Source organism: Mycobacterium ahvazicum, from assembly GCF_900176255.2.
Taxonomy (GTDB): Bacteria; Actinomycetota; Actinomycetes; order Mycobacteriales; family Mycobacteriaceae; genus Mycobacterium; species Mycobacterium ahvazicum.
Genome location: NZ_FXEG02000003.1, coordinates 416,336 through 442,608 on the forward strand (window position 1 = coordinate 416,336; position 26,273 = coordinate 442,608).

Consider the following 26,273-nt stretch of genomic DNA (forward strand, 5'->3'; position numbering starts at 1 on the left):
TCGCTTACCATCAGCGCATGCGCGGCTCAAAGATCCTGATCACCGGTCCGACCGGACAAGTTGCCACCCCCGTCGCCAAGGCGCTGGCAGCCGACAACGAAGTATGGGGCATCGCCCGGTTCACCAATCCCGCGGTCCGCGAGGATCTCGAGAAGGCGGGCGTGCGGTGCCAGACGGTCAATCTGGCCGCCGGCGACTTCGCCGGTCTGCCAGATGACTTCGACTACGTCCTGAATCTCGCGGTGGCCAAGAGTGGCCACTGGGACACGGATCTGGCCGCCAACGCCGAATCCGTCGGGCTTCTGATGGCGCATTGCAGTAGCGCAAAAGCTTTCGTGCACTGCTCATCTGGGGCTGTGTACGACCCACCGGACGACGAAGTCCGGACCGAGGACGCCGCGTTGGGTGACAACCACAAGCCGTTATTCCCCACCTATTCCATCTCGAAAATCGCGGGCGAGGTCGTCGCCCGGACGATGGCGCGCGCCCTGAATGTCCCCACCACGATCGCCCGCCTCAACGTCCCCTATGGCGACAACGGCGGGTGGCCGTTCTATCACATGGAGATGATGCTGGCCGGCATCCCGATTCCGGTCCCGGCCGGCGATCCGGCCCGTTACACCCCGATCCACGAGGACGACATCATCGCCACCATCCCGAAGCTATTCGAGGTGGCATCGGTGCCGGCCACCACCCTCAACTGGTGCGGTGAACAGAACGTCAGCCTGCAGGAGTGGTGCGCCTACCTCGGGTCACTGGTCGGCAAGGAGCCGGTGTTCGAGGAGAGCGAGCAGGCGCTGCGCGGCAACCCCACCGACGCCGGCCGGATGCGCGAGCTCGTCGGCGCCGCGACGGTCGACTGGCGTGACGGCATGCGGCGCATGGCAATCAAGTTCCATCCGGAGCTCGTCAGCGCGTAAGAGCGGCTACCAGTAGCGCATCGCGGAGCCGAATAAATCGGCCAGAACCGGCTTGCTCATCTCGCGCGGCGCGTTCTGCAGCAGGCGCTGCTGCGGGAAGGCGCCTTCAGTGAGGGCGGTGATGTCGGCGGGCGTGTAGCCCACCCCACCAAGCCCGTTGGGCATGCCGACCGCGCGCATGATGCGGATGAGTTCGGTCGCGAGCACCTCACCCGCGTCGTCGGCTCCGGCGTCTCGGGTGTCGGCGCCCAGCAGCCGGGCCGCCTCGATGTGCCGTCGCGGGCTGGCCGGTGCGGTGAACCGAAATACCGCGGGCGCGTTGACGATCACGGACATGCCGTGCGGCACCAGCGGCTCGTCGTCCGGGTAGCCCGCGGGGTGAAAGTCACGCACCAGCCCGGCAACCGCGTAGGCCATGCCGTGCGGCGCGTGCACGCCCGCGTTGCCGAAGGCGATCCCTGCCAGCGTCGCGGCCCACATCATCTGCTCACGCGCCGCGCTGTCCGAGGCGTCTCGAACCGCCGGCTCCAAATTGGCGCCCAGCACTCGTAACGCCTCGCTGCAGCCCAGGTCGCTCCAAGGATTGGCGCCCTGACTCATCGGCCGCAGGCTGGGCCGCGGGGGGGCGGGCCGGTGCACGTAGGGACGCGCGGTGTAGGACTCCAAGGCGTGCGACAGCACGTCGAGGCCCGCCGCGGCGACGACTCCGGCGGGCAGGCTGGCCGTGCAATCGGGGTCGACGAGCGCCTCGGTGGGCCGCAACGCGGGGGAGGCGATTCCGGTCTTGACCGTGAGCGACAGCAGATCGAAGATCGCGATGCCGGTGACCTCGCTGCCGGTGCCGGCGGTGGTGGGGCAGGCGATGTGCGGCTTGAGCGGTCCGGGTACCGGCGTTGCTTCGCCTATCGGGGCGTTGACGTAAGCCAGGAAGTCCGCGGGGTAGGTGGCGTAGAGGTTGGCGGCTTTGCACGTGTCGATGACCGAACCACCACCGAGCGAGACATAACCGTCGGGCCTGGCCTCCTGGGCGAAACCGGTCGCCTCGGCGAAGGATGCGTCCGTCGGTTCCACGTGTACGTCGGTGTAGGTGATCACGTCCACGCCGGCCGCGACCAGCGAGTCGCGCGCCGTGGCGAAGATGGGCAGGCCGGCCACGCTCGCATCGGAGAAGAGCGCCACCCGCCGCATGCCCAGCGCCCCGGCCCGCTCGCCCAACTCCGCGAGACAGCCGCGTCCGAACGTGATGCGGGAAGAGTCGACGGTGAAGGCCGAATCGCAGCCGTCGGCTACAGCGGGAAAATCGCAGCATCCCATCGGGAGGGAAATCTACTCGCTATCTGGGTTCGACGACGCGGGCGGCCGCTTCGACGGCGGCGGCGCGGCGCCCGGCGATGACGTCCGGATCCGTCGTAGCGGCTGCGGGATCCGGAAAGTGCGCCCAGCTCAAGCCAATAGCGAACAACAGGACGATGAGCTGTTCGGGTTCCCACACCGGGTCGACGTGTCCGTCGGCCTGCGCTTGCCGCAGGGCGGCGATGGCCTTCTCGGGCGGATGTACGCCGTCCACCTCAGGATTGTCGAGCGTGAAACCTTCCATTTGTGCCCAGGTGATCATCCGGATGTGTTCGGGCCGGCGCTGGGCGAGATCGAAAACCCCGCCGACGAACTCGGGCACCGCATCCGGGCGTAACTCGACGGCCCGGAAGAACTCGGCACCGTCGGTGGCAACCACGTCCCGGAAGAGGGTTTCCTTGTCGCCGAAATGCGCGTAAAGGCGCTCCTTGCTCGCGCTGGCCGCGCGGGCGATGCGGTCGACGCGCGCACCGGCCAACCCGTACTGCGCGAACTCGGCGCGGGCTGCGGCGAGGATCTCGTCGCGGAGTTCGGTCCTGGTGCGCACGAAAACATCATACGCAGACGAACCGGTTCGTTTGTTATAGTGGTCGCAGCGAACCAGAAAGGGAGCGACCATGGAAACGGCGAATGTTCTTCAGCAGGCGATTGCGACGATGCCGAGGGGAGGTTCACGGGCATCTTGGCTGGATCGGCGGTTTCAGACCAATGCGCTGGAGTATCTCGACCGCGACGACGTGCCGGACGCCGTCAAGCAGAAGGTCATCGGGATGCTCGACCGGTTGGGGACGCTGAGCAACCAGCACGAGGAGCACGCCCGCACGGCGTTGAAGGTTGTCGCCGACATCAAGAATCCACGGATTCTGGAACTCGGCGCCGGCCACGGCAAGCTGTCGGCAAAGATTTTGGAACTGCATCCAACGGCCACCGTCACCGTCAGCGACGTGAATCCTGATTCGGTGGACAACATCGCCGCCGGGGAGCTGGGCAGCCACCCGCGAGCCGACGTCAAGGTCGTCGACGCCACCGCGATCGACGCGCCCGACGCCAGCTACGACCTGGTGGTATTCGCGCTCGCATTTCACCACTTGCCGCCGCCGATCGCGTGCCGTGCGATCGCCGAGGCGACGCGGGTTGGCGGGCGGTTCTTGGTGATCGACCTCAAACGCCAGTCGCCCGTGCGTACCCTGCTCTTCCCGGCACTGGCCCTGCCGGTCAACCTGACGCTAATGCCATGGTCCTGGATTTGGCCCGGCCTGCACGATGGCTTCATCAGCGTTCTGCGCGCGTACAGCCTGTCTGCCCTCGAGGAGCTCGGCCTCGCCGCCGATCCCGGCATGAGACTGCAAACACTGCCCTCGCCAAGGCGGTTCGGCCCACCATCACACAACGTCGTTTTCTCCCGCTCAGCCGACCATGACTGACGACATCGACCTGGCGGCCATCATGGCGCCGAATCGGCGGGTGCAGACGCTGCGCACCGTGCTCGATTCGATGACCGAACGCCTGCGTCCCGTCGTCGACCTTTCCCGTCCTTACGTCGACGGCACCGAAAACCTGATCGCTGACGGACGATTTCTGTTGGCAGGCAACCACACTCAGGCGGGCACCGAAGTATTTCTGATCTCCGATGCGGTGCGGCGCACGATCGGCACCCGGGTGCGGCCGCTGGCCGATCGACAATTCGGCCGTATGCGTGGGCTACCCGCCGATCTGATCGCGGCATTCGGGGGTGTGGTGGGCGCACCCGACACCGCCCGCGAACTGATGACGCACGACCAGACCGTTCTGGTGTTTCCCGGCGGGGGTCGCGAGATCGGTAAGTTCAAGGGCGAGGAGTACACGCTGCGCTGGCAGGGACGTTCCGGATTCGCGCGGGTCTGCGTGGAAAACGGCTATCCGATCGTGCCGGCCGGTCTGGTCGGCGGCGACGACGTCTACCGCAGTTTGACGACTCGGGATAGTGCCTATGCGAAACTCGCTGCGGCACTGAGCCGTAGGCTCAACGGTCGGTCGGACATGGCGATGCCGTTGGTGCGGGGGATCGGCCCGACGCTGATCCCCCGACCGCAGCGCATGTACCTACGTTTCGGCGCACCGATCGATACCAGCAGACCCCTGGGCATCGGTGCGGCCGATTGGGTGGAGGTCGTCAAGAAGCAGACGCAACGTGCGCTCAACCAAATCCTGGTGGAGTTGCGACAGCTTCGAGAAGGCGATCCCTATCGCGGACTCAACCCGCTGGCGTGGCGCAAAGCGGTCGCACCCGGACCCTGAACCGTGCCCGGCGAAGTCCAGACGACCCGAAACACTGCGCGGCGCGAATGGCGACCGGGTTGGCCCACGGGCATGATGCACCCATGCCGCTCTATGTGCGTCACACCCGGTCGGCGCGAATCGTCGAACTGCCTCGCCCGATTTGCGGCAAGTTGGCCGAGCACGCCGCCTCCCACCAAGTCGACCTCAACGATGTGCAGGTGTGGCTGACGCATAGCGAAAACCCGCCGGCCAGTTCGGCATTCGGCAAGCTGCTGCGGCGACGCGCCAATCCGGCCGATCCCGACGAGGAGCACTGGACCGCGGTGGTGCTGCATCCGACCCAGCTGCTGGTGGCCACCGAAGGGGCTAAGCGCGGGACCACGGTCATTTCCCTGCCGTTGTCGCGGACGTCGATGGCCACCGAGGCGGTCTCCGACGATGCCGCCGGATTCACGATCACCGGCTTCGGCGGCGAGCAAGCCGGTAGTTACTACGTCGGGCTGGGACCCGAACCCGATGCGCTGCGCTGCGTTTCGGCGGTGCGCGAGGCGATCAGCGCAGCCAACCGCTAGACCCCGGCGAGGGGGTGAAACGGCGCAATCTTGACCGGGCCACGATCACAATGCTAAGCAGGTGCTCAGCATTCACGGGCACGGGAGCGCCGGGCTCGATCAGGGTTGATCGGGAAGGGAACAGATGACTCTGCAGGCAGTACTGGACGACCTGGGCAAGCGCCCCGGATCGGGTGAGGTCATTGCGATCATCAATCCCGCGACCGAGGAGACCATCACCGAATTCACCGACTGCGGCGAAGACGCGGTCGGTGAGGCGGCAGGGCGGGCGAAGGCATCGTTCGAGTCGGGTGTGTGGTCCGACCTTCCGGGCCGCGAACGGGCGAAAGTGCTGTGGCGGATCGGCGAATTGATCGACGAGCACGCAGAGGAGTTCGCCCAACTCGATTCGCTCAACACCGGTATGCCGCTGATGCAGGCGCAGTTGCAGATGTCGACCTGCTCGGAGTTCTTCCGCTATTACGCCGGTTGGTGTTCGAAGATCAACGGCGTCGCGTACGACGTGAAGACGGACGGCATCGCGACCGACACCTACGTCAACATGCACGCGTACACGCTCAAAGAGCCCTACAGCGTGGTGGGCCTGATCTTCCCGTGGAACGGTCCAATCTTCAATGCGTGCGCGAAGCTGGCGCCGGCCCTGGCCGCGGGCGGCAGCCTGCTCGTCAAGCCCGCCGAGGAGACGCCGCTATCGGCGGTGCTGCTGGACAGGCTCATCCACGAGGCCGGCGTGCCCGACGGTGTCGTCAACCTGCTGACCGGATACGGCCACACCGCGGGTGCGGCGATCACCGCGCATCCCGACGTGCAGAAGGTCGCCTTCACCGGCTCGACGGAGGTCGGCAAGGCCATCGTGCGGGCGTCGGCCGACAACCTGAAAAAGGTGACGCTGGAACTCGGCGGCAAGTCGCCGGTGCTGATCTTCGACGACGCCGATCTCGACAAGGCGATCATGATGGCCTCGCTCGGCATCTTCGTGCACTCCGGCCAGGGTTGCGTGTGCGGGTCGCGAATCTTCGTGCAGCGCGGCGTGTTCGACCGCGTCGTGGAAGGAATCTCGATGATGGCTGACTCGTTCAAGCTGGGCGCTCCGAGCGAGGAGGGCTGCGTCAGCGGCCCGCTGATCAGCCAGAAGCAGCTGACCCGGGTGATGGGCTACATCGAGGAGGGCCGCAAGGACGGCGTAGAGGTGGTCACCGGCGGCCATCGGCTGGATCGCAAAGGCTACTTCGTGCACCCGACGGTGCTCACCAACGTCGACCCTGCCATGCGGTTGTACCAGGAGGAGATCTTCGGGCCGGTGGTCAGCATCCTGCCGTTCGACGACGAGGACGAGGCCGTGGCGATGGCCAACGACACGACCTACGGTCTGGCGGCTACCGCGTGGACGGAAAACCTGGGCCGGGCTCACCGGATCATGAAGAGACTGCAGGCCGGCAGCGTTCAGGTGAACTGCCAGTTGGTCTTCGACCACGACGTACCGTTCGGCGGGTACAAGCAGTCCGGCTGGGGCCACGAGTTCGGCAGGGAGGGTCTCGAGATCTACCTCAAGACGAAGTCGGTCTGGGCCCAGCTGTAAATCACTGCGCCACAACAAGATAGCTCCGAACCCTGACGGGTTCGGAGCTATCTGCCCCTCAGCTTCAAGAACCTCTGTGGTACCGGGTCAGGAATCCGATAGACGTCACCGCCGCGGCGGTGCCGATCACACCCCACAGCACCAGCTGGAAGGCCATCGCTGCGAAGAACCAGCCAAACGTCATTCCGATGTAGAGCATCCAGACCAGCCGGTACAGGCTCCAGACCGCGACCAGGCCGGTGCTGATCCCGATGTACAGGCTCCGTTGGCGATCGACGCGGTTGATCTGCTCTTGGATGCCGGTCGGCACGATGTTCATTTGCTTCTTCCTTTCGTGGGGCGCCGCCTCCTTGGCGGCGTCGATGCGGCAAGTACAGCCGCCCACACCGGCTACCGATCCCAACAACAGGTCCACCGGTCACGCGCAGCCAAGGCGGCCTGCGCCGCTTCCTCGATCGGGCCCGTTCATCTCGACCAGGAACTGGCGATAACGCTCGGCATGGGCCGGGCGGCGTCGGATGACCAGCCATCCGGCAGCGAGCAGCACGAGCCACGCGGGAAACCATGCCAGGGCGATCACGGTGTCCTTTTCCGTCGTCAGCGTCCACGTGACGAAAGCAAAGAAGGCGAGAACGACCCAGCACATCACCCGCCCTCCGGGCATCTTGAAGGCGGAGTCCGCGTGCCGCTGTGCGTGCCGGCGGCGATAGACCAGGTAGCTGACCAGGATCATCGCCCAGACGAACATGAACAGGAGCGCCGAAATGGTTGTCACCAGCGTGAACGCACCGATCACCGAGCCGCCGACGTGCAGCACGGGGATAGCGGTCAGCAGCAGTGCGGCCGTCACGAACAGGGCGGACGCCGGCACGCCGCCGCGGTTCAGACGGCGGAAAATCGCCGGCGCGCTTCCTTCGTCGGCCAGACCGTAGAGCATGCGGCCGGTGGAGTACATCCCGGAATTGGCCGAGGAGGAGGCCGCGGTGATCACGACGAAGTTGATGATCGACGCCGCACCGCCAAGACCGGCCAGCGAGAACATCGCGACAAACGGGGACTGGTTGCTGTCGAACCGCCGCCATTCGACGACGGTGAGGATCACCAGCAGCCCGGCGATATAGAAGATCGCCACGCGCAGCGGCACCGCGTTGATCGCGCGCGGCAGGGTGCGACGCGGGTTGGCTGTTTCGGCCGCCGCGGCACCGACGAGTTCCACGCCGACGAACGCAAAAAACGCGATCTGGAATCCGCCGACCATGCCCGCAAGGCCGGTGGCGAAGAATCCGCCGTTGTTCCAAAGGTTTTCGATCGTCGCGGGATGTCCCTGCGCCGAGACGAAATTGGTGGCCAGCAGGATGGACCCGACGACAATGACGCCGATGATCGCGGCGACTTTGATTAGAGCGAACCAGAATTCGATTTCCCCGAAGTTGCGCACACTGAACAGGTTGGTGAGCAGGATCAGCACACACGCGATCAGCGCCGGTAGCCATGCCGGGAGACCAGGCCACCAGAACTGTAGGTAGCCCGCGATCGCAACGAGTTCCGCGATGCCCGTGACGATCCAAGCGAACCAGTACGACCACCCGACGAAAAACCCGGCCGCGGGCCCCAATAGGTCGGCCGCGAAGTCGACGAAGGACTTGTAGTTCAGGTTCGACAACAGCAGCTCGCCCATCGCGCGCAGCACGAAAAACAGGAAGAAACCGATGATCGCGTACACCAAGACCACCGACGGGCCGGCCCGGGAGATGGTGCGCCCGGCGCCCATGAAGAGACCGGTCCCGATCGTGCCCCCGATCGCGATCAGCTGAATGTGACGGTTGGACAGGCCTCGGTGGAGCTGGGGCACAACAGAATTGAGCTCGGCGACGTCCTCGGCCATGTGTCACGTCCTAGTGGTTCCAAGCTGTTGGTAGCCACCAGCTAACCAATGTTGTAGCCAAACACGATAGTTCTTGTCGTCTCGCCCCGCTCCTGACCATCCCGATTGTCAATTGACGTACGCTGCGCTGCATGAGCTGGTTCCAGCGAGCAAAGAAAACCGTTGCAGGACAGCGGGTCACGAGGTCTGACCAGCAGCATGCCATCGACGCCGTCGCCGAACTCAACGAGCTGGGCGCCGATGGCGAACCGCTGATGCGCGACGGCCTGCTGGACGTGCAGTTACCCGCACACGACACGTACCGCGCCACCCGCCGGATATCACTAGGGCCTAACTCGACGTCTTGACCATGAGCTTGCCGACGTTTTTGCCGTCGAAGAGCATGTTGATCGCCGTCGGCAGCTGTTCGAAACCCTCCACCACGGTCTCGAGCGGCGTCAGCTTGCCCGCGGCGATCAGCCCGGCGATTTCGCTTGTTGCCTCGGGTGCGCGGCCCAAGTGGTCCAGCACGATGAAGCCCTCCAGCTTCGCGCGCTGGATCAGCAGGTTGCCGAATGCGCGCGGTCCGGGCGGTGGGTCTGCCTCGTTGTAGCCGGAGATCAAGCCGCACAACGCCACCCGCGCGCGAATGTTGAGGCGCGCGAAGACCGCGTCCATGATGACGCCCCCGACGTTCTCGAAGTCGACGTCGATGCCGTTGGGCGTGGCCGCCCGCAGCTGGGTGAGCCAGTCGTCGGCGCGGTAGTCGACGGCCGCGTCGAAGCCGAGTTCCTCGGTGAGCAGCCGGCACTTGTCCGGGCCGCCGGCGATCCCGACCACACGCGCGCCGTCGGCCTTGGCGAGCTGGCCGGCAACCGAGCCCACCGCGCCCGCCGCGGCCGACACGACCACGGTCTCACCGGGCTGCGGCTTGCCGATATCGCGGATCCCGACCCATGCGGTGAGTCCGGTCGTCCCGAGCGCACCCATGTAGGCGCTGGGGGAGATGCCTTCGGCGACGTCGACCGCGAACAACGGGTTTGTGTCCGACACGACGACGTAGTCCTGCCAACCGACGAGACCCTGCACGATCTGGCCGACCGAATAGTTGGGGTTCTTCGATTCGACGACGCGGCCGAGCCCGCCCGCACGCATGACCTCGCCGATACCGACCGGAGGCAGGTAGGTCGGCGTGTCATTGATCCAGGTCCGGTTGGTCGGATCGAGCGAGATCCATTCGACGCGCACCAGCGCCTCGCCGTCCCCGATACCGGGGATCGCCTCCTCACTGAGCTCAAACGTGTTGGGGCCGATACGTCCGGTAGGGCGCTCACGCAATAGGAAGCGGCGATTTCGATCAGGCATGAGCGCACGCTACGCCGACGGCGGTGGCTGCTATAACCCAACCTATGGCGGAACACACGATTACTCACGTTTCCGATACCGCTCGGTGGACGGCATTGCATCGGGCGACCGAGTCGGCTCGCCCTGACGCGCTGTTTCATGACTCGCTCGCCGGGATGCTGGCCGGTGAACACGGCCGCGCAATCGTCGCCAACCTGCCCCGGTCGACGCGCAATGGGTGGTGGCTGGTCGCGCGCACCAAACTGATCGACGACGCGATCACCGAGGCCATCGCCAACGGTTGCGACCGGGTGTTGAATCTGGCGGCCGGCTTGGACACCCGGCCATATCGGTTGGATCTTCCCGCCGATTTCGGGTGGGTTGAGGCGGATTTACCGGCGTTGCTCGCGGAGAAGACACAAGTGCTCGCCGATCAGACACCGCGATGCCGGTTGAGCCGTACGGCGGTCGACCTCGCCGACCCGCGAGCCCGGGACGCATTCCTCGATGACGCGCTCGACGGCGCGCGGAAGGCTTTGGTGCTGACCGAGGGCCTCGTGGTGTATCTCGACGAGGCCGACGTCGTCTCGCTGTCGCAGGCGATCTCCCGGCCCGAGGTGGCCTGGTGGATGCTCGACTTCGCCGGTCCCGGTCTGCGAAAGATGATGAACAAGAAGATGCCGGGCATCCTGGAAAATGCGCCGTTCCTATTCGCCCCGGAAAATGGCGTGGCCTATTTCGAAGAGCTGGGCTGGCGCACCGTCGAAGTGGAATCGCTGCTTGTTGCCGCCCACCGCTTCCGCCGCTTGCCGATGATCATGCGTCTGGCGGCACGGCTGCCCCAACCAGATCCGCGCCACCCCGGCAGCAGGCCGTGGAGTGCCGCGGCCCTGCTGACGCACTGAACCAACGAGCCACCTGCGCAACCGATTCGGCGCGTTTCTGGCGCACCGATCGGGCATCTCATTAATCCAGCCCGTCTGGCATCTTACGAGCGGGGGACAAGAACGGAATGCGAACTGTTCGCCCTGCCAAAGTGCGCCGCCGATCTTAGGATCGCCATATGCAGATCGCGGTCAAATTCGACCTGAGCTTCCAATACTGCGAGCTCGAGCAGTTGTGGCGCACGGCGGATCGCCTGGGTTTCGAAGCAGTTTGGGATTACGACCATTTCTACGGACCACGGGAAAACACCGATCCGAATTACGAGGGCTGGACCTCCCTCGCCGCGATGGCCGCGGTCACCAAGCGGGCGCGAATCGGCTGCCTGGTGTCCAGCGTGACGTTCCGGAACCTGGCGGTGATGGCCAACATGGCGGTCACCGTCGACCACATTTCGGGTGGACGCCTCTATTTCGGGATTGGCGCCGGCTGGATCGCGGACGAACATCGCGCGTACGGAATCGAGTTCCCCGGCCCCGGCACCCGCGTCGCGATGGTCGACGAGGCACTGACCGTACTTCGCATGCTCTGGACGCAGGACTCGGTCACCTTCAACGGGCAGTTCTTCACCCTCGAGGACGCGCTGTGCGAGCCCAAACCTGTTCAGCAGCCACACCCGCCGATCGTGATCGGCGGGAGCGAGCCGAAGATGCTGCGCGTGGTCGCGCGTCACGCCGACATGTGGAACATGCCCGGACACGAGGGGCCGCAGCGATGGGGTGCGGTCAACGCCCAGCTCGACGAGGCGTGTGCCGAAATGCAGCGCGCGCCGGCCGAGATCCTGCGCTCGGCACAGCTGTCGCTGCATCCGGCCGAAGCCGGGCAGGTGGATGAACAGCTGGCGTTGTTGCCGGAGTTCGACTCGCTCGGTTGCGAGCAGATGGTGCTGGCCTTCCGCCAGCCGCCAACCGAAGCATTGCTACAACGCTGCCTGGCTTTCGATTCCGGCATCCGGCCGATCGCGGCAATCTAGCGCGCCACCCTTTCCATGGCGGCGCGCGTAGGGGATTGTTAGCCGGATGACCGCATCTCGAGTTGCTGTGGTGCCGATCGCCGTCCTGGCGATGTTCGGGTTCGCCGGACCGGCAGCTGCCGATCCGCCACCCACCCAGCAGATCACCACGGTGGCCGTCGGGTCCAAGGGGCAGCCCGTCAACGGCTTTCACGAGACCCCGCCCGACGGGAACCTCGCAGTGGTGAGCGACTGCGTGGCGTCACCCGCGGCAATGGCGGACGACGTCTACGCGTGCTCACCGAGCGTGGCCGGTGCCGCAACCTGTTGGCCGTCGACGCCGGGATCGCTGCTGTGCGTGGACGATCCCTGGGAACAGCTTTTGCATCGGGTCGCCTATAACGGCCAACTCCCGCCGGTGCACCCGCCTGCCTCACCGGAACCGTATGCGCTCGTTCTCGACGACGGCACCCGCTGCTTGCTGCGCAACGGCGGGGCCTGGGGTGGGCGCGACGACGGCTACGTCGCCGGCTACGGGTGCAGCAACGGCGGCCCCAATCCCGCGGTGCTGTGCCTCCCGGACGCAAAGTCCTGTATCGACGACCGCACCGGACCGACGTGGACGGTCAAAATCGGTCAGCTGGGCGCGGGAAACCCGCACCTTCCGCCACCACAGACCCGCGCGGTCGCGAGCGCATGGTTCGCCGGGGACCGCATCCCCGGCTGACGCGCCCGGCTACCAGACGCGTATGTAGTCGACGAGCATGTCGGCGGGGTAGCTGCCGGGCCCGGGATCGCCACCGCCGGAGCCGGCAACGGCGAGGTTGAACACTGGATACACCGTGTATCCAGGACCGTTGAACGGCCAATCCGGCAGCGAGCTGGCGGGCACGTCGAAATACGGCTGGGCTCCGTCGGAATAGTCCTTCCAGAACCTGATGCCGGCCTCGTCCCACTGGCATCGCCAGGTATGCCAGGCGCTGTCGACCGCGATGTTATGGGTCTTCCACTCGCCGCCGTTCGCCTTGGCGTGGACGGTGGTCGCAGACGGCCAGCTGCCGTTGCCGTACCACTCCATCACGTCGATCTCGCCCTGATCGTCATTGCCCAGCCAGTAAGCGGGCCAGGCGCCGGGGGTCAGGCAGTTGAGTTTGACCCGGGTTTCCCAGGTGTGGCCGACGCCGCCACGCCACAGGCTTTGCACCTTGCCGCTGAAGTAGGTGGGGCCATCTTTCGCGGCACGCAGGACCAGGTTGGAGTTGCCGTCGACGAACACGTTTTTGCGGTCGTCGCGGTACTGCCCGATGTGCTCGGGCAGCTCCCAATACGTCGGGTCTTTGATCGTCTCGCGGGCTTTCGCGACAGCCCACTTCGACGGGTCGGGGGCCGAACCGGCCGGACCATCGAACTCGTCGGAGAAGATGTAGTTTCCGGCCTGCCCACTGGGCGCGTTGGGCGGTCGGGTCCGCCCCGAATAAGCCCTGGCCTCAGGGATGGGGAGCGCGGCGGCAAGCACGCCGATCCCGGTCGTCAGCATCATCCGGCGACGGTCCATCTCAGGCATAAGCAAGCGACGATAGCAGCCCGGGTGGTACCGGGTCGAAACAGGAATTGTGTCGGTGGCCGTCGTTAGCATTTGGATAGCTGTCGCCCGAAACGGACGGCGGAACGGCAGCAGCTCAGGATTTGGGATGAATTCACGGCCAATTCTCATGATCACGCTTGGTTTGGTCTCAGGATTGCCTGGGCATCCTGGACACGAACACATAACACATCCGTCGCTTTGCGGTTGAGTCGGTGGCGCTGAGAGGAGCTGGCGATCATGGCGAATGCACCAGGTTCGACGGTTATTTTTCTGCAGTCACACCCCGCTTGGATCGCAGCTCGGCGACGTGAGCGCGAACGCGCCGAATCCATGCGTCGTCACCCGTCATTTCGGGCCCGCCGAGGTGCGGCCGAGATCGACCACGCAGTCGCGGTCGGTGGCCGTCACTTCACGGTTTATTCCAGCGGCGATACTCCCGCGTAAATCATTCGGGCGGCCCAATACCGAATGATCGGGCGGGGCCCGCAGCGCAATCACGAACACGTCACCGCCGCGGGATCCGTAAATCGATGCCGAAACCGTCGGCATTGCCTTTCTTTGACCCCAACCTATTTACCTGCGTGGCCCGATCTACTACCATCTGTAGTAGACAGTTTTGGGAGACAAAGATGTCCGACAACTCGAATCCGCCGCAAGCGGACCGCGCCCTCACTGTCGCGATGATTGCGTTCGTTGCGGCATTCGGACCGCACGGCATCGATCGTTTTCGACGCGGGATGCCGGCATCTCCGCCCGCGGTCATGGTCGGCGGGATGATCCAGGGCGTTTTCGTCGTTGTCGCGTTGGTGCTGGTTCTGCGACAACATCGATCGGCGACCCGATTCGCGTCCTGCGCTGGTTTAGGCAGTGCCGCGCTTACCGCCGCCGGCGAAATCGGAGCCGGGCTGGCACTCGGTTACCTCGGCCTTCGGGTGCCCAAGGCCGCTAATCAGCTTGCACGACAAGGCAATAGAGAATACTGCACATCGAAGAGTACGTCGGCATAATTCTCGGTGTGCCGCAAACACACCGAGCCCGGGCGCTGGCCAATCCACATCAGCCGCACAGCGGCGTCATTCACGAGCTGGAGCGCTACATCGAAGCCCATAATCCCGACGCGAGCGACGTCAACGTGGTGAGCGCGACGGACACGGGCCAGGCCGACACGAGCCACAAGCCGGTCAGGCACTGGTACCGCGTCACCTACGAAGCCTGAGGTGCGCGTCACCGCACGCCTGATGTCGATCACAAGGCATGGGCTTCGGGATACGCGTGCGATGTCAACGCCAGAACGCAGTCGCGGCCCTGCATGATGTGCTCGGCCATGAGCGCCCCGGCCCGCTCGGGTTCGCCGGCCGCGATCGCGTCGCGCACCATTCGATGGAACAGGTTGGAGCGTTCCATATCGCCCCGCGATTGGTTACGGAACACCTGATATACCAACGGAATATCGACCGCGTGCACGAGCAGCACGGACAACCTTCGATGGCCCGAACCCTCGACAACGCAATGATGAAACGCACTGTTGGCGGTCGTGATTCGGCGCAAACCCGTATCCAACGAGCCGCTCGACACCAACTCGATTCCCGCGTCGAAGTCCGCGATCGCCGCGTCGAGGGCTGCGATTCCCTCGGCATCCATCCGGGCCGCGGCACGCTCGGCAGCCAGCGATTCCAGCCTGGCGCGCAGCTCGTAATGGTCGCGGATGTCGGCCTCGGACATCGTCGCCACCACCGCGCCCCGGTTACGCTCGATGACAACCAGGCCATCGGCGGCCAAGGCGCGCAATGCTTCTCGTACCGGGGTACGGGATAGATCGAACATCTCGCCGATTCGCTGTTCGACCAGCCGGGAACCGGGCTCGAAGTCACCTTCGGCGATCGCGCGACGGATCAGCCGGTAAGCCACGTCCGACCGGCCGTCGATCTCGGTCATCTCAGTCACCCCCCGGACGTCGCGGCGCCGATGTCGAGCACGCCACCACCTTCGGGGTCGTCGACCTCCACAATCGGGTCGTCGACGTCGTCGAACTCCAGGCGCAGCGCCCGCGACATGATCGCGTGCATGACGTACATGGTTGTGGTGTAAGTAAATTCCAGAATCTCGGTGTCGGTGAATACTTCGCGCAGTCGGGTGAACAACTGCTCGGGCACCCGACCCTGCTGGCCCGCAAGGCAATCCGTATAGGCAAGCAGCAGGCGCTCGGCGTGATCAAAGCAGTCGGCGGTCTGCCACGACGGGATCGCAGCGATCTTCTCCTCGGATATCCCCGCCGACCGGCACGCCTTGCAATGCTGGGAGTAAACGAACTGGCTACCAACCACCCAGCCCGCCCTGACCTGGCCCAGCTCACGATGATCGGGCCGGATGCTGACCTCTTCGCGGTACAGGCGAAAGCCCCGCACCGCATGGCGCAGCGCGGCGGGGGACTGCGCCATCACCGTCCACCAATTCCCGGGTGTACCGCCGACGGCGCCCGGTTGAGCCACGGGGTCACGATCGCCGAACATGAAGTCGTACATCTTGAGCGTGAACTCGTCATCGACCTCACCTCTGGGAACGGGATTAAGGCGCGGCATTGCGGGTCCTCTCGGCGGGGGCAGATTGCATTCAATCCCAGCCTCAGCGGCCACGTCAATGCACTTCGCGGCTCGGCTGCACCCCAGATTGCGTACAGTCCAGCCCAGATCGGCAACTTTCCCCGGCCCATCCCGGTCGTGCGACGTAGCCTTAGCGCCATGAGTCACGGTGGCGGGCCAGCATGCGAGTATCTTCGCAGCACTGGGCGAATCGCCATGGCACACAGGGGATTCACGTCGTTCAAGTTTCCGATGAACACCATGGGTGCGTTTGACGAGGCTGCCAAGCTCGGATTCCGCTACATCGAGACCGACGTGCGTGCCACCCGAGACGGTATGGCGGTGATCCTGCACGACCGCCGACTCCCGGCGCGGTCCGGGCTACCGGAAACGATCGACCGCCTTGCGTGGCGGGAAGCCCGCACGGCGGACCTTGGTGCGGGGCAGACCATCCCGGCGCTGGAGGAGCTCCTGGTCGCGCTGCCGCAGATGCGGGTCAATATCGATATCAAAGCCGAGTCGGCCATCGAACCGACAGTCGAGGTGATCGAGCGGCTGAACGCACACGACCGGGTGCTGGTGACGTCGTTCTCCGACCGGCGAAGGCGGCGGGCGCTGAGCCTGCTGTCCAAACGGGTGGCGAGTTCGGCGGGCACGCTGGCGTTCGCCGCACTCACGGCCGCGAAAACACCGGCCGGCCGCGCGTACGCCTGGCGGCTGCTGCACGACAGCGATTGCCTACAACTGCCGCCGCGACTGGGTCGGCTGCCGGTGATCACGCCGACCCTGGTCCGGGCCGCTCACGCCTCGGGACGACAGATCCACGCGTGGACGATCGACGACCCGTCGGCCATGCACGCCCTCCTCGACATCGGCGTGGACGGCATCATCACCGATCGCGCCGACCTGCTGCGCGACGTGCTGATCGCCCGCGGCGAGTGGCTCTAGTTGAGCTTGCCCGCGACGAAGTCGGCGGCCTGGTTGGCCATGCCGGCGTCGATATACGCGCCGGCCAAGTGCTGCGGCCAGTTCTCTTTCCAGGTGTTCGGGTCGGCCGGATTGCAGATCGGGTCGGCGCCGTGGCACAACTCGATGGTCCGGTCGTTGTAGGTCGGGTTGAAGTTCGTGATCGGACCCACCCACTGGCTGCCGTTGCCGAACAACGCGACGGCGGCGATGTGCTGATCCATCCCGGCGGGCAGTGGGCTGTCGAACCCGAACGCGCCGATCGGCGCGGCCAGCACCACATCGGTCACCGCCGCACCCAGCGAGTAGCCGCCCAAGACCAGCCGGGTGTCCGGGCAGTTGCCGGCCATGTCCTGGATGTGGTGGCTCATGTCGTTGGCGCCGATGTCGACCTGCGTATCGGCGGGATACTTGACGGCATACGAGCCGAAGCTCTTGTTGCCGACCTTGGATTGCAGCGCGTTGATGAACGCGTTGCCGAGTTGACCCGGCCCCGGCGATTCGTAGCGGCCGCGGGCGAACACCACCTGAACCTGAGGACAGCTGGCCGCCGCCGACGGCACGGCACCCGGCGTCCGGAAGGGCAGCACCGCCGGAGCCGATATCAGTGCGCCCGCGATCATGACCGCCGCCAGGCACACACCACACGATTTGAAGGGAAGTAAAGCGCGCACAGCACGATGTTAAGACGAACTCGGCGCCTGCGCCTGGCAGGGTGAACGGCTCGGCATACCGACTCTGACCACGCTGTGGGCCGACGCACGCCGGACGATAGGTTCAGCTGATGAGCAATACCAACACAAGCGCGCCCGAGCGCTTGTTCGCATTGGCCGAACAGGTCACCGGCTTCATGCCAGACGACGAAGGGCGCGCCCTCTATGACGCGGCGCTGCGGTATCTGGACGGCGGTGTCGGTGTCGAGATCGGTACCTACTGCGGCAAATCCACCTTGCTGCTCGGTGCAGCGGCACAGCAGACGGCCGGTGTGCTGTACACGGTGGACCATCATCATGGCTCCGAGGAACATCAGGCCGGCTGGGAATACCACGATGCCTCCCTGGTCGACGAGGTCACCGGACTGTTCGACACGCTGCCGACGTTTCGTCGCACGCTCGACGCCGCCGGACTGGACGACCATGTGGTCGCCATCGTGGGCAAGTCGCCGGTGGCGGCCCGCGGGTGGCAGTCACCGCTGCGGTTTTTGTTCATCGACGGTGGCCACTCCGAGGCCGCGGCCACCGAGGACTTCGACGGATGGGCGAAGTGGGTGCAAGTCGGCGGGGCCCTGGTCATCCACGACGTGTTTCCCGATCCAAAGGACGGCGGGCGGCCACCATATTACATCTATTGCCGCGCAATAGATTCCGGTCAATTCCGAGAAATCTCCGCGCTGGGCTCGCTGCGGGTCCTCGAACGCACCAGCGGTCAGGTGGGCGATCCGATCGAAATTACCGACCCGGGCCGGTAACCACGCACTCGCAATCGAAGTCGGTCTGCAGACCCAGCGGCAGGTTGTGGCCGCGGAAGATCCCGGCACCTCCGGTGGTGTCCGACAGCGCATCTGCCGCCAAGATCACCGCCGCACCCGTCCACGCCGTGCGCTCCTCGGGCCAGCGCTTCCCGTCGGCGAATACCAAGCCCGTCCAGTACGAGCCGTCTTTTTCACGCAGATGCTGCATTGCGGCGAATTGCCGGTGCGCGACCGATCGTTGACCCATCGCCTCGAGCGCCATGACCAGCTCGCAGGTCTCGGCGCCGGTCACCCACGGCCGGTCGTCGACGCAGCGGATGCCGAGGCCGTCGACGACGAAGTCGTCCCAGCGGTGCTTGATGCGGGCGGCGGCGGCCGGGCCCCGCAGCGCGCTGCCGAGGATCGGGTAGTACCAGTCCATCGAGTAGCGGTCTTTTTCGGTGAACGCCTCAGGATGCGCGACCAGCGCATGGCCCAGCCGGCCTAACGCCAGCTCCCATTCGGGTTGGGGATCGCTCACCAGAGCGGCCAGCGCCAATGCGCAGCGGATGCTGTGATAAACGCTGGCGCAACCGGTGAGCAGAGCTTCGCGCACCGGGCCGGTTTCGCTTCGCGCCCAACAGATCTCGCCGTAACCGACCTGCAGGTCGATGACGAAGTCGATGGCCTTGTGCACCATCGGCCACATCGAGGTGGCGAACGACTTGTCACCGGTGACCAACACGTAATGCCAGACGCCGGTGGCGATGTAGGCGCAGAAATTGCTGTCGCTGTTGGCGTCTTCGATCGTTCCCGAACGGAATTGCAGCGGCCAGGATCCGTCCGGCCGCTGATTACGCCGACTCCACTCATAGGCAGCTCGGGCCGGTTCCAGTAATCCGGCCGCGGTGAGCGCCATGGCCGATTCGACGTGATCCCACGGGTCGGTGTGACCGCCGTGGAACCAGGGGAGGGCACCCGATGACTCCTGCTCGGCGGCGATGGACAGGGCTGTCTGGCGACACTGCTCCGGACTCAACACACCCGGAACGGCCGGCGGGCTAGATCGACGCAACTGAATACCCCAGGGTTGCTTCGGTTCCCGACTTCTGCGCTTTGATGAAGTACATCGCCACGCTCTTGCCCACGAGCGGGTTGAGCACCGACTCCGCGAACCGGGTGAGCCTCGGGCGCTGCATCAGGTCCCACACCAGAAGCTTGTGGTAGGCGGTCACCGCAGGATGGTCGGTATTTTCAACTCCAACAGCACATTTCAGCCACCAGAACGGCGCATGTAGCGCATGCGCATGATGCGAATGCGTTAACTCCAGGCCATTGGCGGCGATCTTGTCCCGCAGTTCACTGGCCCGGTAGATGCGAATGTGGCCGCCCAGATTCGCGTGATATTCGTCGGACAGCAGCCAGCACACTTGTTCGGGAAGCCAGCGGGGCACGGAGACTGCCAGCGTGCCACCGACTTTGAGCACCCGGACCAATTCCGCGATCGCCGCGTCGTCTTGGGTGACATGTTCCAGAATCTCGGATGCGATGACGCAGTCGAATGTCTCGTCTGAATACGGCAAGCTCAACGCGTCGCCGACGACCGCTTCCGCCGTTGTCGCGGCGGGCGCTTCGCCGTTGTCGGCCATCGCCCGAAGAATGGTCTCCACGGATTTCAACTCCGCCTCGTCGCGGTCGAACGCGATGATGTCGGCACCGCGGCGGTACGCCTCGAACGCATGCCGACCGGCCCCGCATCCTACGTCGATCACCTTGCTGGACGGCCCGATGCCGAGCCGATCGAAATCGACTGTCAGCACTGCAGTTCGCCTTCGGTGAGGGCACCTCGTGCGATCGCGCGCTCATAGATCCGCACGGTCTGTGCGGCGACGGCTTCCCAGCTGAACCCGCTGACTGCGCGTGCCCGCCCCGCCTTGCCAAGGCTACGGCGCTTTTCCGGCGAGTCGAGGAGCTCGCCGAGTGCGCGGGTCAGCGCGTCGACGTCGGCGGGCGGGGCCAGTTCGGCGCAGGCGCCGTCGGTCCCGAGCACCCCGGGGAGCGCGCCTACCCGGCTCGCGACGATCGGGGGACCACTCGACATCGCCTCTACGGCGGGCAGCGAAAACCCTTCGTAGAGCGACGGTATGCAGGCGACCTCGGCCGAGGCGAACAGGGCGGCCAGTTCGGCGTCGGTGAGCCCGCTGGTGATGTGGACGATGTCCGAGATCCCCAGTTCTGCGATGAGCTTGTGGGTGGGCCCATTGGGTTCCACCTTGGCGACGAGCCGCAGCTCGACATCGCGGTTCACCCGAGTCTTGGCGACCGCGTGCAGCAGGGTGCTGACGCCCTTCAGCGGCGTGTCGGCGCTGGCGATCGCGATCACCCGGCCGCGCTGGCGTGGACCCGAACCTGGTTTGAACAGCTCGGTGTTCACGCCCAACGGCACCACGTGGAGTTGCTCGGGCAACACACCGAAATCGGAGACGATGTCGGCGGCCGACGACGACGAGACCGTCAAGAGCTCCGGAATCCGACGCGCCACTTGTTGCTGCATGTCCAGGAAGCCGTACCAGCGGCGTACCAACGGCTTTCGCCACCACTTGGCTGCGGCGACGTCGAGCACCCGATCCCGGGTGATGGGGTGGTGCACCGTGGCCACCACCGGCATTCCGGTGGCCGCGATGGTCAACAGGCCGGTTCCCAGACTCTGATTGTCGTGAACGACGTCGAATTCGGATGCGCGCTCGGCCAACAGGCGCGCGACGCGCAGCGTGAAAGTCCGCGGTTCGGGAAAGCCCGCCGTCCACACGGTCAGAAGTTCCCGGAGATCGATCGAATCGTGGATCTCGCTGGGCCGGGGGATCCGGAACGGGTCGGGCTCTCGGTACATATCGAGGCTCGGCACCTCGGTCAGCCGCACCCGCGGATCGAGCAGTTCCGGATACGGCGGCCCGGAGAAGATCTCGACATCGTGACCGAGTTCTACAAGACCGTGGCTGAGATGTCGTATGTAGACGCCCTGTCCGCCGCAATGGGTCTTACTACGGTAGGACAGCAAGGCAATTCGCATACTCAACTCTTCTTTGCTGGTTAACGAACGCGGAGGGCGCCGAATCCATTGCGATCAACGGGCTCCCGAACTCCGTGACAGCAAACTGGACATGTGTCCAGACTATAGTTCGATCAGCTAATCGACGCAACGCGCCATCGGTGCCCTTCAATACTAGGTAGCGGCGATTTTCGCCCGACGGCGAGGTCCGCTGAATAACTGTTCCCGGTCATGTGGAGCCCACCGAGAGTCGGAACATGTTGTGAGCCAATGGTCGGCGCGGTCCCGGACCCGACGGCGGCCTTGTTTGCTGGGATGCCAGCCACTGGCGCCGTCGTTCAGCGATCGAACAGGTCGGACAGGGCGTCGGCGACCATGTCCTCGGGGTCTTGGTCGATCTCGACATTCCGTAGCTCGCCCTCGATGGCAAGGGATGCGATGCCATGCACGAGCGACCACAGCGGTCCTGCCACCTCGCGCGGCGCCCGGCCGCGCAGCAACCCGGCCGCTTGGCATCCCGCGATCGCGTCGAGCAGGACTCCGAACGCTTGACCTGCGGCGACAGCCAAGCTCGGATGCTTGGTTTTGTCGGTATCCGCGCCGAACATCACCCGATACTGGTCCGGATGCCCGATTGCCCAGCGGACGTAAGCGCGACCGATTTCGATCAGCCTGTCGGTTGGCCCTGACGCGATATCGGCGCCGGCGGTCAATGTGGCGTGGAGATCGATAAACCCCTGCTCGGCAACGGTAGCCAGCAGGTGGGCCTTGTCGGTGAAGTGCCGGTATGGCGCCGCGGCGCTGACGCCCGCCCGCCGGGCCGCCTCGGTCAAGGTGAAACCCTTCGGCCCCCGCTCGGCCACCAGCGACAGCGCGGCACTGGTCAGCGCTCGTTTGAGGTCACCGTGGTGGTAGCTGTCCCGGCGCGCCTTGGCCACCGTGAGGGACTTCTTTCCGGACATGTTGACGACATTAACATGGTTGATCTATGTTAATTGCATTCACATTTCCGAAAGGAGAGAGCGAAAATGTCATCTCAACCAAGAACCGGCTGGGCGGTGATCACGGGTGCAAGCTCCGGTTTCGGCGCGGTCTTCGCCGACCAGCTGGCCAGGCGCGGCTTGTCATTACTACTTGCCGGACGTGACGAGGACCGGCTCAACGCGGTCGCGCAGCGGGTCCGTCAGGCAGGCCCCGTCGAGGTCGAACTGGTCGTCGGCGACCTCGGCACCGAGGCCGGCGTCGCTGCCCTCGCGGCCCGCCTGTCGGGGCGGACGATCGAGGTGCTGGTCAACAACGCCGGGTTCGGCACCTACGGCCGCTTCGCGGAACTGCACGCCGACCGCGAGCACGAGCTGGTGGCGGTGAATGTCGACGCGCTGGTTCGGCTCACCCACGCGGTGCTGCCCGGCATGGTCGCGCGCGGTCGCGGCGGCATTCTCAACGTCGCCTCCACCATCGCGTTTCAGCCCGGGACCTATCAGGCGACCTACGGCGCCTCGAAGGCGTTCGTGCTGTCACTCAGCCAGGCCCTGTGGGCCGAAACCCGCGGGGCGGGCGTCACGGTGACCGCGTTGTGCCCTGGACCGACCCGGACGGGATTCGTCGATGCGCTGGGATCGGATGTCTCGCACACCGCGATCTACCGGCACCTGGCCGAACCCGAACCGGTGGTGGCCGCCGGCCTGCGCGCGCTCGACCGAGGCCGCGCCGTCGCGGTTCCCGGGTGGCGCAACCGGATCATGACCGCCGGGGGCCGCTTCTCACCCGGCTGGCTTTCGGCCTTGATCAGCGCCCGGATGCTGCGGCCCGCGGCCGCGACGACGCATGCGAACCGCTGAGATCGCCGGCAAAGTGTTCACATTCGAGATCAACCGAACGACAAGCGCATCGGCCGCCACTGGTCTGAATGGGCGAAACCGCTTATCGTGCAATCGAGTTGGCAACGGCAAGGCGATCCGGCGCCGGCCGGCATCGGCGCGGTGCGCAAAGTGGGTGGATGGCCGATGCTGATGCGAGAAGAAACGATCGCCTACGAACAGGACCGCCGGCACGTTTACCTGCAGATCGGACCACCATTGCCCGCACGCGGCTAGCAGGCCGAGATGCTGCTGACACCCAACCTCGCGGGGGGGCACCGACCTCCGCCGGACGGGATCCTTCGCTGAACGTTTGCACGGCACGGGACAAATCGTGCGCGTATTGCTGCGCGGCGTGGTCGGCTTTCTTGCCAATCGCCTCGTGAAAGCCGCTGAACGCCGATAATTCACCTCACGCCAGGCAACCTTATCGACGAGTGCTCCGAATCAGGTTCAGTCACGCGGTAATTCGCGACACGGGTGAACCATCCGTTTCGTCCGCGCGTGGCTAGACATTGGAAGCTATACCCAGCGATCCGGTAGGAGCCATCGTGAATGCTGTATTAGGTCCGCGCTATCACTTCATCGTGTGCGGGGCGGGATCGTCGGGTTCGGTCATCGCCGCACGATTGGCGGAGAACCCCGATGTGACCGTCTTGCTCTTGGAGGCCGGCGGCAGCGATGACGCGCCCAGCGTCACCGAGGCCAACCAGTGGCCACTGAACCTGGGCACCGATCGCGACTGGGCATTTGCCTCGGAGCCCGATCCGGGGCTGAACGGCCGCTCGATCCCGTTTTCGATGGGCAAGGTGCTCGGCGGCGGTTCCAGCATCAACGTGATGATCTGGGCGCGCGGACACCGCAGCGACTGGGACCTTTTCGCGTCCGAATCCGGGGAACCGGCCTGGGGTTACGAGCCGGTGCTGGATTTGTATCGGCACCTCGAGGACTGGCACGGCACGGGTGAGCCGAATTATCGCGGGATCGGAGGGCCGGTCTTCGTGCAGCCGACGCCCGACGTCCATCCGGTCGCGACAACGGTCGTGAAAGCCGCTAGGACACTGGGGATTCCGACCTATCAGAGCCCCAACGGCCGGCTGATGGAAGAAATGCGCGGTGCCGCGATCTCCGACGTGAGATACCGCGGTGGAAAGCGCCTCTCCGTTTACCGCACCTACACGGCGCCCCATCTTGAGAAGCCGAACCTGACCGTCGTGCCGCATGCCCTGGTGACGCGGGTGACCTTCCAGGACGAGCGGGCCACCGGCGTCGAAGTGATCCACGACGGTGCCGTCCACCACATCACCGCGGACACCGAGGTGGTGTTGTCCCTCGGGGCGATGCACACCCCCAAGGTGCTGATGCGGTCCGGTGTAGGCGACTCCGACGAGCTGCACCGCGTCGGGGTCAGGGTCCGTCAGCACCTGCCCGGGGTGGGACACAACTTTCAAGACCACTACGGGTTCGGCTGCGTATGGGAGTTTCCCGAGGACTACCAAGCCAGCACCCAGGCGGGGGCGGCATTGTTCTGGAACTCCGGACTCGGCGACGTCGATGGACCGGATCTCTTCGCTTGCCTGGGCGCGTTGCCGATGGCCACGCCAGAGAACACCACGAAATACGTTGTCCCGCAGAATGGATGGACTCTGTTCGGCTCACTCACGCATCCGAAAAGCCGCGGCCGGGTGCGACTCACCGGGCCCGATCCGCACGACCCGATTCGGATCGAAGCGAACGCGCTGTCGGATCCACACGATGTCAAGACGGGGATCGCCTGCATCGAAACCCTGCGCGAAATCGGCAATTCCGCTGAGCTGCGGCCGTTTGTGACCAGGGAAGTCATGCCGGGGAACCTGACCGGCGACGAGCTGGAAACGTATTTGCGCAATGCGGTGACCACTTATTGGCACGAATCGGGAACGGCGAAGATGGGCCGCGACTCGATGTCGGTGGTCGACGGGCGGCTCCACGTCTACGGCTTCGAGAATCTGCGCGTCGCCGACGCGTCGATCATGCCGCGCATAACCACCGGCAACACGATGGCACCCTGCGTCGTGATCGGCGAGCGCGCCGCGCAGTTCATCAAGGCCGAACATCGGCTCTGACATCATGTCGGGCCGCAAACCAGTCCGCCGCGCATACTGCAACGAATCCCTGACGACCAATCGTCAACGCCTCGATAGGAATTCGAAATCATGTTAGAAGTCATCGACAAGGGTCAGCCCAGCAAGGAGCACCCTCACCCGTTGCTTTTCGTGCATGGCGCATTCCAGGGTGGATGGAGCTGGGACGTGCACCTTCTGGACTACTTCGCCGACCGCGGGTTTCGCGTCTTGGCACCCAGCCTTCGGGGCCATGGCTCGAGTCCAGCGGACAAACCCCTTCGCCTGTGCTCGATCTCGGACTACGTCGAAGACCTCACCTCGATTGCCAAAAGACTTGCACCGCAAGCGATCCTGATCGGGCACTCGATGGGTGGATTTATCGTGTAGAAGTACCTGGAAAACAACGACGCCCCCGCGGGTGTCCTGCTGGCCGCCGCACCGCCACGCGGACACCTGCGCACCCTGCTGCGGGCAATGCGCAAACACCCTTGGGGCTGCCAGAAATTCGCCGTCAGCGGCCGGCCCGCCGACATGTACGGTGGGACACTGGCGGGTGCGCGCGGGCTGCTCTTCGCGCCGACGACGCCGGAATCCCTGGTAGCCGAAAGCGTGGCGCGTCTCCAGCCGGACAGCACGCGTGCGATCATCGGCGACATGGTCGCCCTCAACCTCGTCAAGACCACACGAGTGAAGACGCCCGTGCTGGTGCTCGGGGGAGAGCACGACGAGATTTATCCTCCCTCCGTCGTGCACAAGACGGCAAAGGCCTATGGCACCCGAGCGACGATCATCCCCGACATGGGGCACAGCGTGACGCTGGAACCCGAGTGGCCGACCCTTGCCGGCCACATCGTGTCCTGGCTGAAAGAACAGGGACTGTAGCCGGCTTTGCTAC

At 65.2% G+C, this 26,273-nt stretch carries 31 protein-coding genes and 1 pseudogene; 18 read left to right on the forward strand and 14 right to left on the reverse strand.

Features of this window, described 5'->3' with window-relative positions; genetic code table 11:
* Positions 1-17: 17 nt before the first annotated feature.
* Positions 18-920, forward strand: coding sequence for an NAD-dependent epimerase/dehydratase family protein (locus MAAFP003_RS14610; RefSeq protein ID WP_096288005.1), 903 nt, complete (start codon positions 18-20; stop codon positions 918-920).
* Between the two features lie 6 nt (positions 921-926).
* Here MAAFP003_RS14610 and MAAFP003_RS14615 read toward each other — a convergent pair whose 3' ends face one another.
* Positions 927-2,234: a hydroxyacid-oxoacid transhydrogenase gene (locus tag MAAFP003_RS14615; RefSeq protein ID WP_096288007.1), complete on the reverse strand. Its 1,308-nt coding sequence runs from the start codon at positions 2,232-2,234 to the stop codon at positions 927-929.
* 19 nt (positions 2,235-2,253) lie between these two features.
* Entirely contained in the window at positions 2,254-2,820 is a 567-nt protein-coding gene (locus tag MAAFP003_RS14620) for a TetR/AcrR family transcriptional regulator (protein WP_096291162.1), read from the reverse strand.
* 70 nt (positions 2,821-2,890) lie between these two features.
* Between MAAFP003_RS14620 and MAAFP003_RS14625 the strand changes: the two genes are divergently transcribed.
* From MAAFP003_RS14625 to MAAFP003_RS14640, 4 genes are all read left to right on the forward strand, one after another.
* Positions 2,891-3,697, forward strand: coding sequence for a class I SAM-dependent methyltransferase (locus MAAFP003_RS14625; protein ID WP_096288009.1), 807 nt, complete (start codon positions 2,891-2,893; stop codon positions 3,695-3,697).
* Entirely contained in the window at positions 3,690-4,550 is an 861-nt protein-coding gene (locus tag MAAFP003_RS14630) for a lysophospholipid acyltransferase family protein (RefSeq protein WP_096288011.1), read from the forward strand. Before MAAFP003_RS14625 ends, MAAFP003_RS14630 begins: the two co-directional genes overlap by 8 nt.
* An 83-nt stretch (positions 4,551-4,633) precedes the next feature.
* Positions 4,634-5,104, forward strand: coding sequence for a hypothetical protein (locus tag MAAFP003_RS14635; protein ID WP_096288013.1), 471 nt, complete (start codon positions 4,634-4,636; stop codon positions 5,102-5,104).
* A gap of 124 nt (positions 5,105-5,228) precedes the next feature.
* Positions 5,229-6,683 carry an aldehyde dehydrogenase family protein gene (locus tag MAAFP003_RS14640; protein ID WP_096288015.1) on the forward strand — a complete coding sequence of 485 codons (1,455 nt, stop codon included), beginning with the start codon at positions 5,229-5,231 and terminating at the stop codon, positions 6,681-6,683.
* 64 nt (positions 6,684-6,747) lie between these two features.
* Here the strand turns inward: MAAFP003_RS14640 and MAAFP003_RS14645 are convergent, their stop codons facing one another.
* Complete coding sequence (locus MAAFP003_RS14645) at positions 6,748-7,002, reverse strand: hypothetical protein (protein ID WP_096291163.1); 255 nt, start codon at positions 7,000-7,002, stop codon at positions 6,748-6,750.
* A 99-nt stretch (positions 7,003-7,101) separates the two neighbouring features.
* The gene (locus MAAFP003_RS14650) at positions 7,102-8,568 is read right to left on the reverse strand and encodes an amino acid permease (RefSeq protein WP_096288017.1); all 1,467 of its coding nucleotides are present in this window, start codon (positions 8,566-8,568) and stop codon (positions 7,102-7,104) included.
* Between the two features lie 131 nt (positions 8,569-8,699).
* Here MAAFP003_RS14650 and MAAFP003_RS14655 point away from each other — a divergent pair, with 131 nt between their 5' ends.
* The gene (locus tag MAAFP003_RS14655; protein WP_096288019.1) at positions 8,700-8,915 is read left to right on the forward strand and encodes a hypothetical protein; all 216 of its coding nucleotides are present in this window, start codon (positions 8,700-8,702) and stop codon (positions 8,913-8,915) included.
* Here MAAFP003_RS14655 and MAAFP003_RS14660 read toward each other — a convergent pair.
* Entirely contained in the window at positions 8,899-9,912 is a 1,014-nt protein-coding gene (locus MAAFP003_RS14660) for an NADP-dependent oxidoreductase (protein WP_096288021.1), read from the reverse strand. The two genes, MAAFP003_RS14655 and MAAFP003_RS14660, sit on opposite strands and share 17 nt — an antisense overlap.
* Before the next feature lie 44 nt (positions 9,913-9,956).
* Here MAAFP003_RS14660 and MAAFP003_RS14665 point away from each other — a divergent pair, with 44 nt between their 5' ends.
* The 3 genes from MAAFP003_RS14665 to MAAFP003_RS14675 all read left to right on the forward strand — a co-directional run bounded on the left by MAAFP003_RS14665 (position 9,957) and on the right by MAAFP003_RS14675 (position 12,512).
* A complete protein-coding gene (locus MAAFP003_RS14665) occupies positions 9,957-10,796 on the forward strand; it encodes a class I SAM-dependent methyltransferase (protein ID WP_096288023.1) in 840 nt (279 codons plus the stop codon).
* A 158-nt stretch (positions 10,797-10,954) separates the two neighbouring features.
* A complete protein-coding gene (locus MAAFP003_RS14670) occupies positions 10,955-11,806 on the forward strand; it encodes a TIGR03619 family F420-dependent LLM class oxidoreductase (protein ID WP_096288025.1) in 852 nt (283 codons plus the stop codon).
* Positions 11,807-11,852: 46 nt separating this feature from the next.
* Positions 11,853-12,512 carry a hypothetical protein gene (locus tag MAAFP003_RS14675; RefSeq protein ID WP_096288027.1) on the forward strand — a complete coding sequence of 220 codons (660 nt, stop codon included), beginning with the start codon at positions 11,853-11,855 and terminating at the stop codon, positions 12,510-12,512.
* 9 nt (positions 12,513-12,521) lie between these two features.
* Here the strand turns inward: MAAFP003_RS14675 and MAAFP003_RS14680 are convergent, their stop codons facing one another.
* Together MAAFP003_RS14680 and MAAFP003_RS29385 are read right to left on the reverse strand one after the other, a co-directional pair.
* On the reverse strand, positions 12,522-13,349 hold the full coding sequence (locus MAAFP003_RS14680) for a glycoside hydrolase family 16 protein (RefSeq protein ID WP_096288029.1): 828 nt from the start codon (positions 13,347-13,349) through the stop codon (positions 12,522-12,524).
* Positions 13,350-13,715: 366 nt separating this feature from the next.
* Positions 13,716-13,919: a hypothetical protein gene (locus MAAFP003_RS29385; protein ID WP_207768536.1), complete on the reverse strand. Its 204-nt coding sequence runs from the start codon at positions 13,917-13,919 to the stop codon at positions 13,716-13,718.
* 80 nt (positions 13,920-13,999) lie between these two features.
* Between MAAFP003_RS29385 and MAAFP003_RS14690 the strand changes: the two genes are divergently transcribed.
* Positions 14,000-14,377, forward strand: coding sequence for a hypothetical protein (locus tag MAAFP003_RS14690; RefSeq protein WP_096288033.1), 378 nt, complete (start codon positions 14,000-14,002; stop codon positions 14,375-14,377).
* A gap of 8 nt (positions 14,378-14,385) precedes the next feature.
* Positions 14,386-14,586, forward strand: coding sequence for a hypothetical protein (locus MAAFP003_RS14695; protein ID WP_096288035.1), 201 nt, complete (start codon positions 14,386-14,388; stop codon positions 14,584-14,586).
* A 29-nt stretch (positions 14,587-14,615) separates the two neighbouring features.
* Here MAAFP003_RS14695 and MAAFP003_RS14700 read toward each other — a convergent pair whose 3' ends face one another.
* Together MAAFP003_RS14700 and MAAFP003_RS14705 are read right to left on the reverse strand one after the other, a co-directional pair.
* Positions 14,616-15,305 (reverse strand): GntR family transcriptional regulator, encoded by a 690-nt coding sequence (locus tag MAAFP003_RS14700; protein WP_096288037.1) that lies wholly within the window; start codon positions 15,303-15,305, stop codon positions 14,616-14,618.
* Between the two features lie 5 nt (positions 15,306-15,310).
* Complete coding sequence (locus MAAFP003_RS14705; protein WP_096288039.1) at positions 15,311-15,949, reverse strand: carboxymuconolactone decarboxylase family protein; 639 nt, start codon at positions 15,947-15,949, stop codon at positions 15,311-15,313.
* A 159-nt stretch (positions 15,950-16,108) separates the two neighbouring features.
* Between MAAFP003_RS14705 and MAAFP003_RS14710 the strand changes: the two genes are divergently transcribed.
* On the forward strand, positions 16,109-16,897 hold the full coding sequence (locus MAAFP003_RS14710) for a glycerophosphodiester phosphodiesterase family protein (RefSeq protein WP_096288041.1): 789 nt from the start codon (positions 16,109-16,111) through the stop codon (positions 16,895-16,897).
* Here MAAFP003_RS14710 and MAAFP003_RS14715 read toward each other — a convergent pair.
* A complete protein-coding gene (locus MAAFP003_RS14715; protein ID WP_096291164.1) occupies positions 16,894-17,538 on the reverse strand; it encodes a cutinase family protein in 645 nt (214 codons plus the stop codon). The genes MAAFP003_RS14710 and MAAFP003_RS14715 overlap by 4 nt on opposite strands.
* A gap of 161 nt (positions 17,539-17,699) precedes the next feature.
* Here MAAFP003_RS14715 and MAAFP003_RS14720 point away from each other — a divergent pair, with 161 nt between their 5' ends.
* On the forward strand, positions 17,700-18,383 hold the full coding sequence (locus MAAFP003_RS14720; protein WP_096288043.1) for a class I SAM-dependent methyltransferase: 684 nt from the start codon (positions 17,700-17,702) through the stop codon (positions 18,381-18,383).
* Here MAAFP003_RS14720 and MAAFP003_RS14725 read toward each other — a convergent pair.
* From MAAFP003_RS14725 to MAAFP003_RS14740, 4 genes are all read right to left on the reverse strand, one after another.
* Entirely contained in the window at positions 18,364-19,440 is a 1,077-nt protein-coding gene (locus MAAFP003_RS14725) for an MMP endo-(1,4)-3-O-methyl-alpha-D-mannosidase (protein ID WP_096288045.1), read from the reverse strand. The genes MAAFP003_RS14720 and MAAFP003_RS14725 overlap by 20 nt on opposite strands.
* A complete protein-coding gene (locus MAAFP003_RS14730) occupies positions 19,427-20,185 on the reverse strand; it encodes a class I SAM-dependent methyltransferase (protein ID WP_096288047.1) in 759 nt (252 codons plus the stop codon). Before MAAFP003_RS14730 ends, MAAFP003_RS14725 begins: the two co-directional genes overlap by 14 nt.
* A complete protein-coding gene (locus MAAFP003_RS14735) occupies positions 20,179-21,435 on the reverse strand; it encodes an MMP alpha-(1->4)-mannosyltransferase (RefSeq protein ID WP_096288049.1) in 1,257 nt (418 codons plus the stop codon). Before MAAFP003_RS14735 ends, MAAFP003_RS14730 begins: the two co-directional genes overlap by 7 nt.
* Positions 21,436-21,752: 317 nt before the next feature.
* Complete coding sequence (locus tag MAAFP003_RS14740) at positions 21,753-22,376, reverse strand: TetR/AcrR family transcriptional regulator (protein ID WP_096288051.1); 624 nt, start codon at positions 22,374-22,376, stop codon at positions 21,753-21,755.
* A 66-nt stretch (positions 22,377-22,442) separates the two neighbouring features.
* Here MAAFP003_RS14740 and MAAFP003_RS14745 point away from each other — a divergent pair, with 66 nt between their 5' ends.
* From MAAFP003_RS14745 to MAAFP003_RS29635, 5 genes and pseudogenes are all read left to right on the forward strand, one after another.
* Positions 22,443-23,255, forward strand: a complete 813-nt coding sequence (locus tag MAAFP003_RS14745; RefSeq protein WP_096288053.1) for an SDR family NAD(P)-dependent oxidoreductase — start codon at positions 22,443-22,445, stop codon at positions 23,253-23,255.
* A gap of 1 nt (position 23,256) precedes the next feature.
* A pseudogene (locus tag MAAFP003_RS14750) lies at positions 23,257-23,679 on the forward strand (SRPBCC family protein).
* Positions 23,680-23,824: 145 nt separating this feature from the next.
* Positions 23,825-25,378: a GMC family oxidoreductase gene (locus MAAFP003_RS14755; RefSeq protein WP_096288055.1), complete on the forward strand. Its 1,554-nt coding sequence runs from the start codon at positions 23,825-23,827 to the stop codon at positions 25,376-25,378.
* A 90-nt stretch (positions 25,379-25,468) separates the two neighbouring features.
* Positions 25,469-25,765: an alpha/beta hydrolase gene (locus MAAFP003_RS29630; protein WP_243394044.1), complete on the forward strand. Its 297-nt coding sequence runs from the start codon at positions 25,469-25,471 to the stop codon at positions 25,763-25,765.
* A gap of 87 nt (positions 25,766-25,852) precedes the next feature.
* Positions 25,853-26,260: an alpha/beta hydrolase gene (locus tag MAAFP003_RS29635; RefSeq protein WP_243394046.1), complete on the forward strand. Its 408-nt coding sequence runs from the start codon at positions 25,853-25,855 to the stop codon at positions 26,258-26,260.
* The last annotated feature ends 13 nt before the right edge of the window (positions 26,261-26,273 follow it).

Excerpts from the sequence above, each read along its gene's own strand:
- MAAFP003_RS14705 (WP_096288039.1), bottom strand. The coding sequence starts at position 15,949 with ATGCCGCGCCTTAATCCCGTTCCCAGAGGTGAGGTCGATGACGAGTTC.
- MAAFP003_RS14630 (WP_096288011.1), top strand. The coding sequence starts at position 3,690 with ATGACTGACGACATCGACCTGGCGGCCATCATGGCGCCGAATCGGCGG.
- MAAFP003_RS14615 (WP_096288007.1), bottom strand. The coding sequence starts at position 2,234 with ATGGGATGCTGCGATTTTCCCGCTGTAGCCGACGGCTGCGATTCGGCC.
- MAAFP003_RS14625 (WP_096288009.1), top strand. The coding sequence starts at position 2,891 with ATGGAAACGGCGAATGTTCTTCAGCAGGCGATTGCGACGATGCCGAGG.
- MAAFP003_RS14715 (WP_096291164.1), bottom strand. The coding sequence starts at position 17,538 with ATGATCGCGGGCGCACTGATATCGGCTCCGGCGGTGCTGCCCTTCCGG.
- MAAFP003_RS14680 (WP_096288029.1), bottom strand. The coding sequence starts at position 13,349 with ATGCCTGAGATGGACCGTCGCCGGATGATGCTGACGACCGGGATCGGC.
- MAAFP003_RS14735 (WP_096288049.1), bottom strand. The coding sequence starts at position 21,435 with ATGCGAATTGCCTTGCTGTCCTACCGTAGTAAGACCCATTGCGGCGGA.
- MAAFP003_RS14665 (WP_096288023.1), top strand. The coding sequence starts at position 9,957 with ATGGCGGAACACACGATTACTCACGTTTCCGATACCGCTCGGTGGACG.
- MAAFP003_RS14675 (WP_096288027.1), top strand. The coding sequence starts at position 11,853 with ATGACCGCATCTCGAGTTGCTGTGGTGCCGATCGCCGTCCTGGCGATG.
- MAAFP003_RS14650 (WP_096288017.1), bottom strand. The coding sequence starts at position 8,568 with ATGGCCGAGGACGTCGCCGAGCTCAATTCTGTTGTGCCCCAGCTCCAC.
- MAAFP003_RS14710 (WP_096288041.1), top strand. The coding sequence starts at position 16,109 with ATGAGTCACGGTGGCGGGCCAGCATGCGAGTATCTTCGCAGCACTGGG.
- MAAFP003_RS14740 (WP_096288051.1), bottom strand. The coding sequence starts at position 22,376 with ATGTCCGGAAAGAAGTCCCTCACGGTGGCCAAGGCGCGCCGGGACAGC.
- MAAFP003_RS14720 (WP_096288043.1), top strand. The coding sequence starts at position 17,700 with ATGAGCAATACCAACACAAGCGCGCCCGAGCGCTTGTTCGCATTGGCC.
- MAAFP003_RS14640 (WP_096288015.1), top strand. The coding sequence starts at position 5,229 with ATGACTCTGCAGGCAGTACTGGACGACCTGGGCAAGCGCCCCGGATCG.
- MAAFP003_RS14745 (WP_096288053.1), top strand. The coding sequence starts at position 22,443 with ATGTCATCTCAACCAAGAACCGGCTGGGCGGTGATCACGGGTGCAAGC.
- MAAFP003_RS14690 (WP_096288033.1), top strand. The coding sequence starts at position 14,000 with ATGTCCGACAACTCGAATCCGCCGCAAGCGGACCGCGCCCTCACTGTC.
- MAAFP003_RS29635 (WP_243394046.1), top strand. The coding sequence starts at position 25,853 with ATGCGCAAACACCCTTGGGGCTGCCAGAAATTCGCCGTCAGCGGCCGG.
- MAAFP003_RS14655 (WP_096288019.1), top strand. The coding sequence starts at position 8,700 with ATGAGCTGGTTCCAGCGAGCAAAGAAAACCGTTGCAGGACAGCGGGTC.
- MAAFP003_RS29630 (WP_243394044.1), top strand. The coding sequence starts at position 25,469 with ATGTTAGAAGTCATCGACAAGGGTCAGCCCAGCAAGGAGCACCCTCAC.
- MAAFP003_RS14670 (WP_096288025.1), top strand. The coding sequence starts at position 10,955 with ATGCAGATCGCGGTCAAATTCGACCTGAGCTTCCAATACTGCGAGCTC.
- MAAFP003_RS14660 (WP_096288021.1), bottom strand. The coding sequence starts at position 9,912 with ATGCCTGATCGAAATCGCCGCTTCCTATTGCGTGAGCGCCCTACCGGA.
- MAAFP003_RS14610 (WP_096288005.1), top strand. The coding sequence starts at position 18 with ATGCGCGGCTCAAAGATCCTGATCACCGGTCCGACCGGACAAGTTGCC.
- MAAFP003_RS14635 (WP_096288013.1), top strand. The coding sequence starts at position 4,634 with ATGCCGCTCTATGTGCGTCACACCCGGTCGGCGCGAATCGTCGAACTG.
- MAAFP003_RS14645 (WP_096291163.1), bottom strand. The coding sequence starts at position 7,002 with ATGAACATCGTGCCGACCGGCATCCAAGAGCAGATCAACCGCGTCGAT.
- MAAFP003_RS29385 (WP_207768536.1), bottom strand. The coding sequence starts at position 13,919 with ATGCCGACGGTTTCGGCATCGATTTACGGATCCCGCGGCGGTGACGTG.
- MAAFP003_RS14700 (WP_096288037.1), bottom strand. The coding sequence starts at position 15,305 with ATGACCGAGATCGACGGCCGGTCGGACGTGGCTTACCGGCTGATCCGT.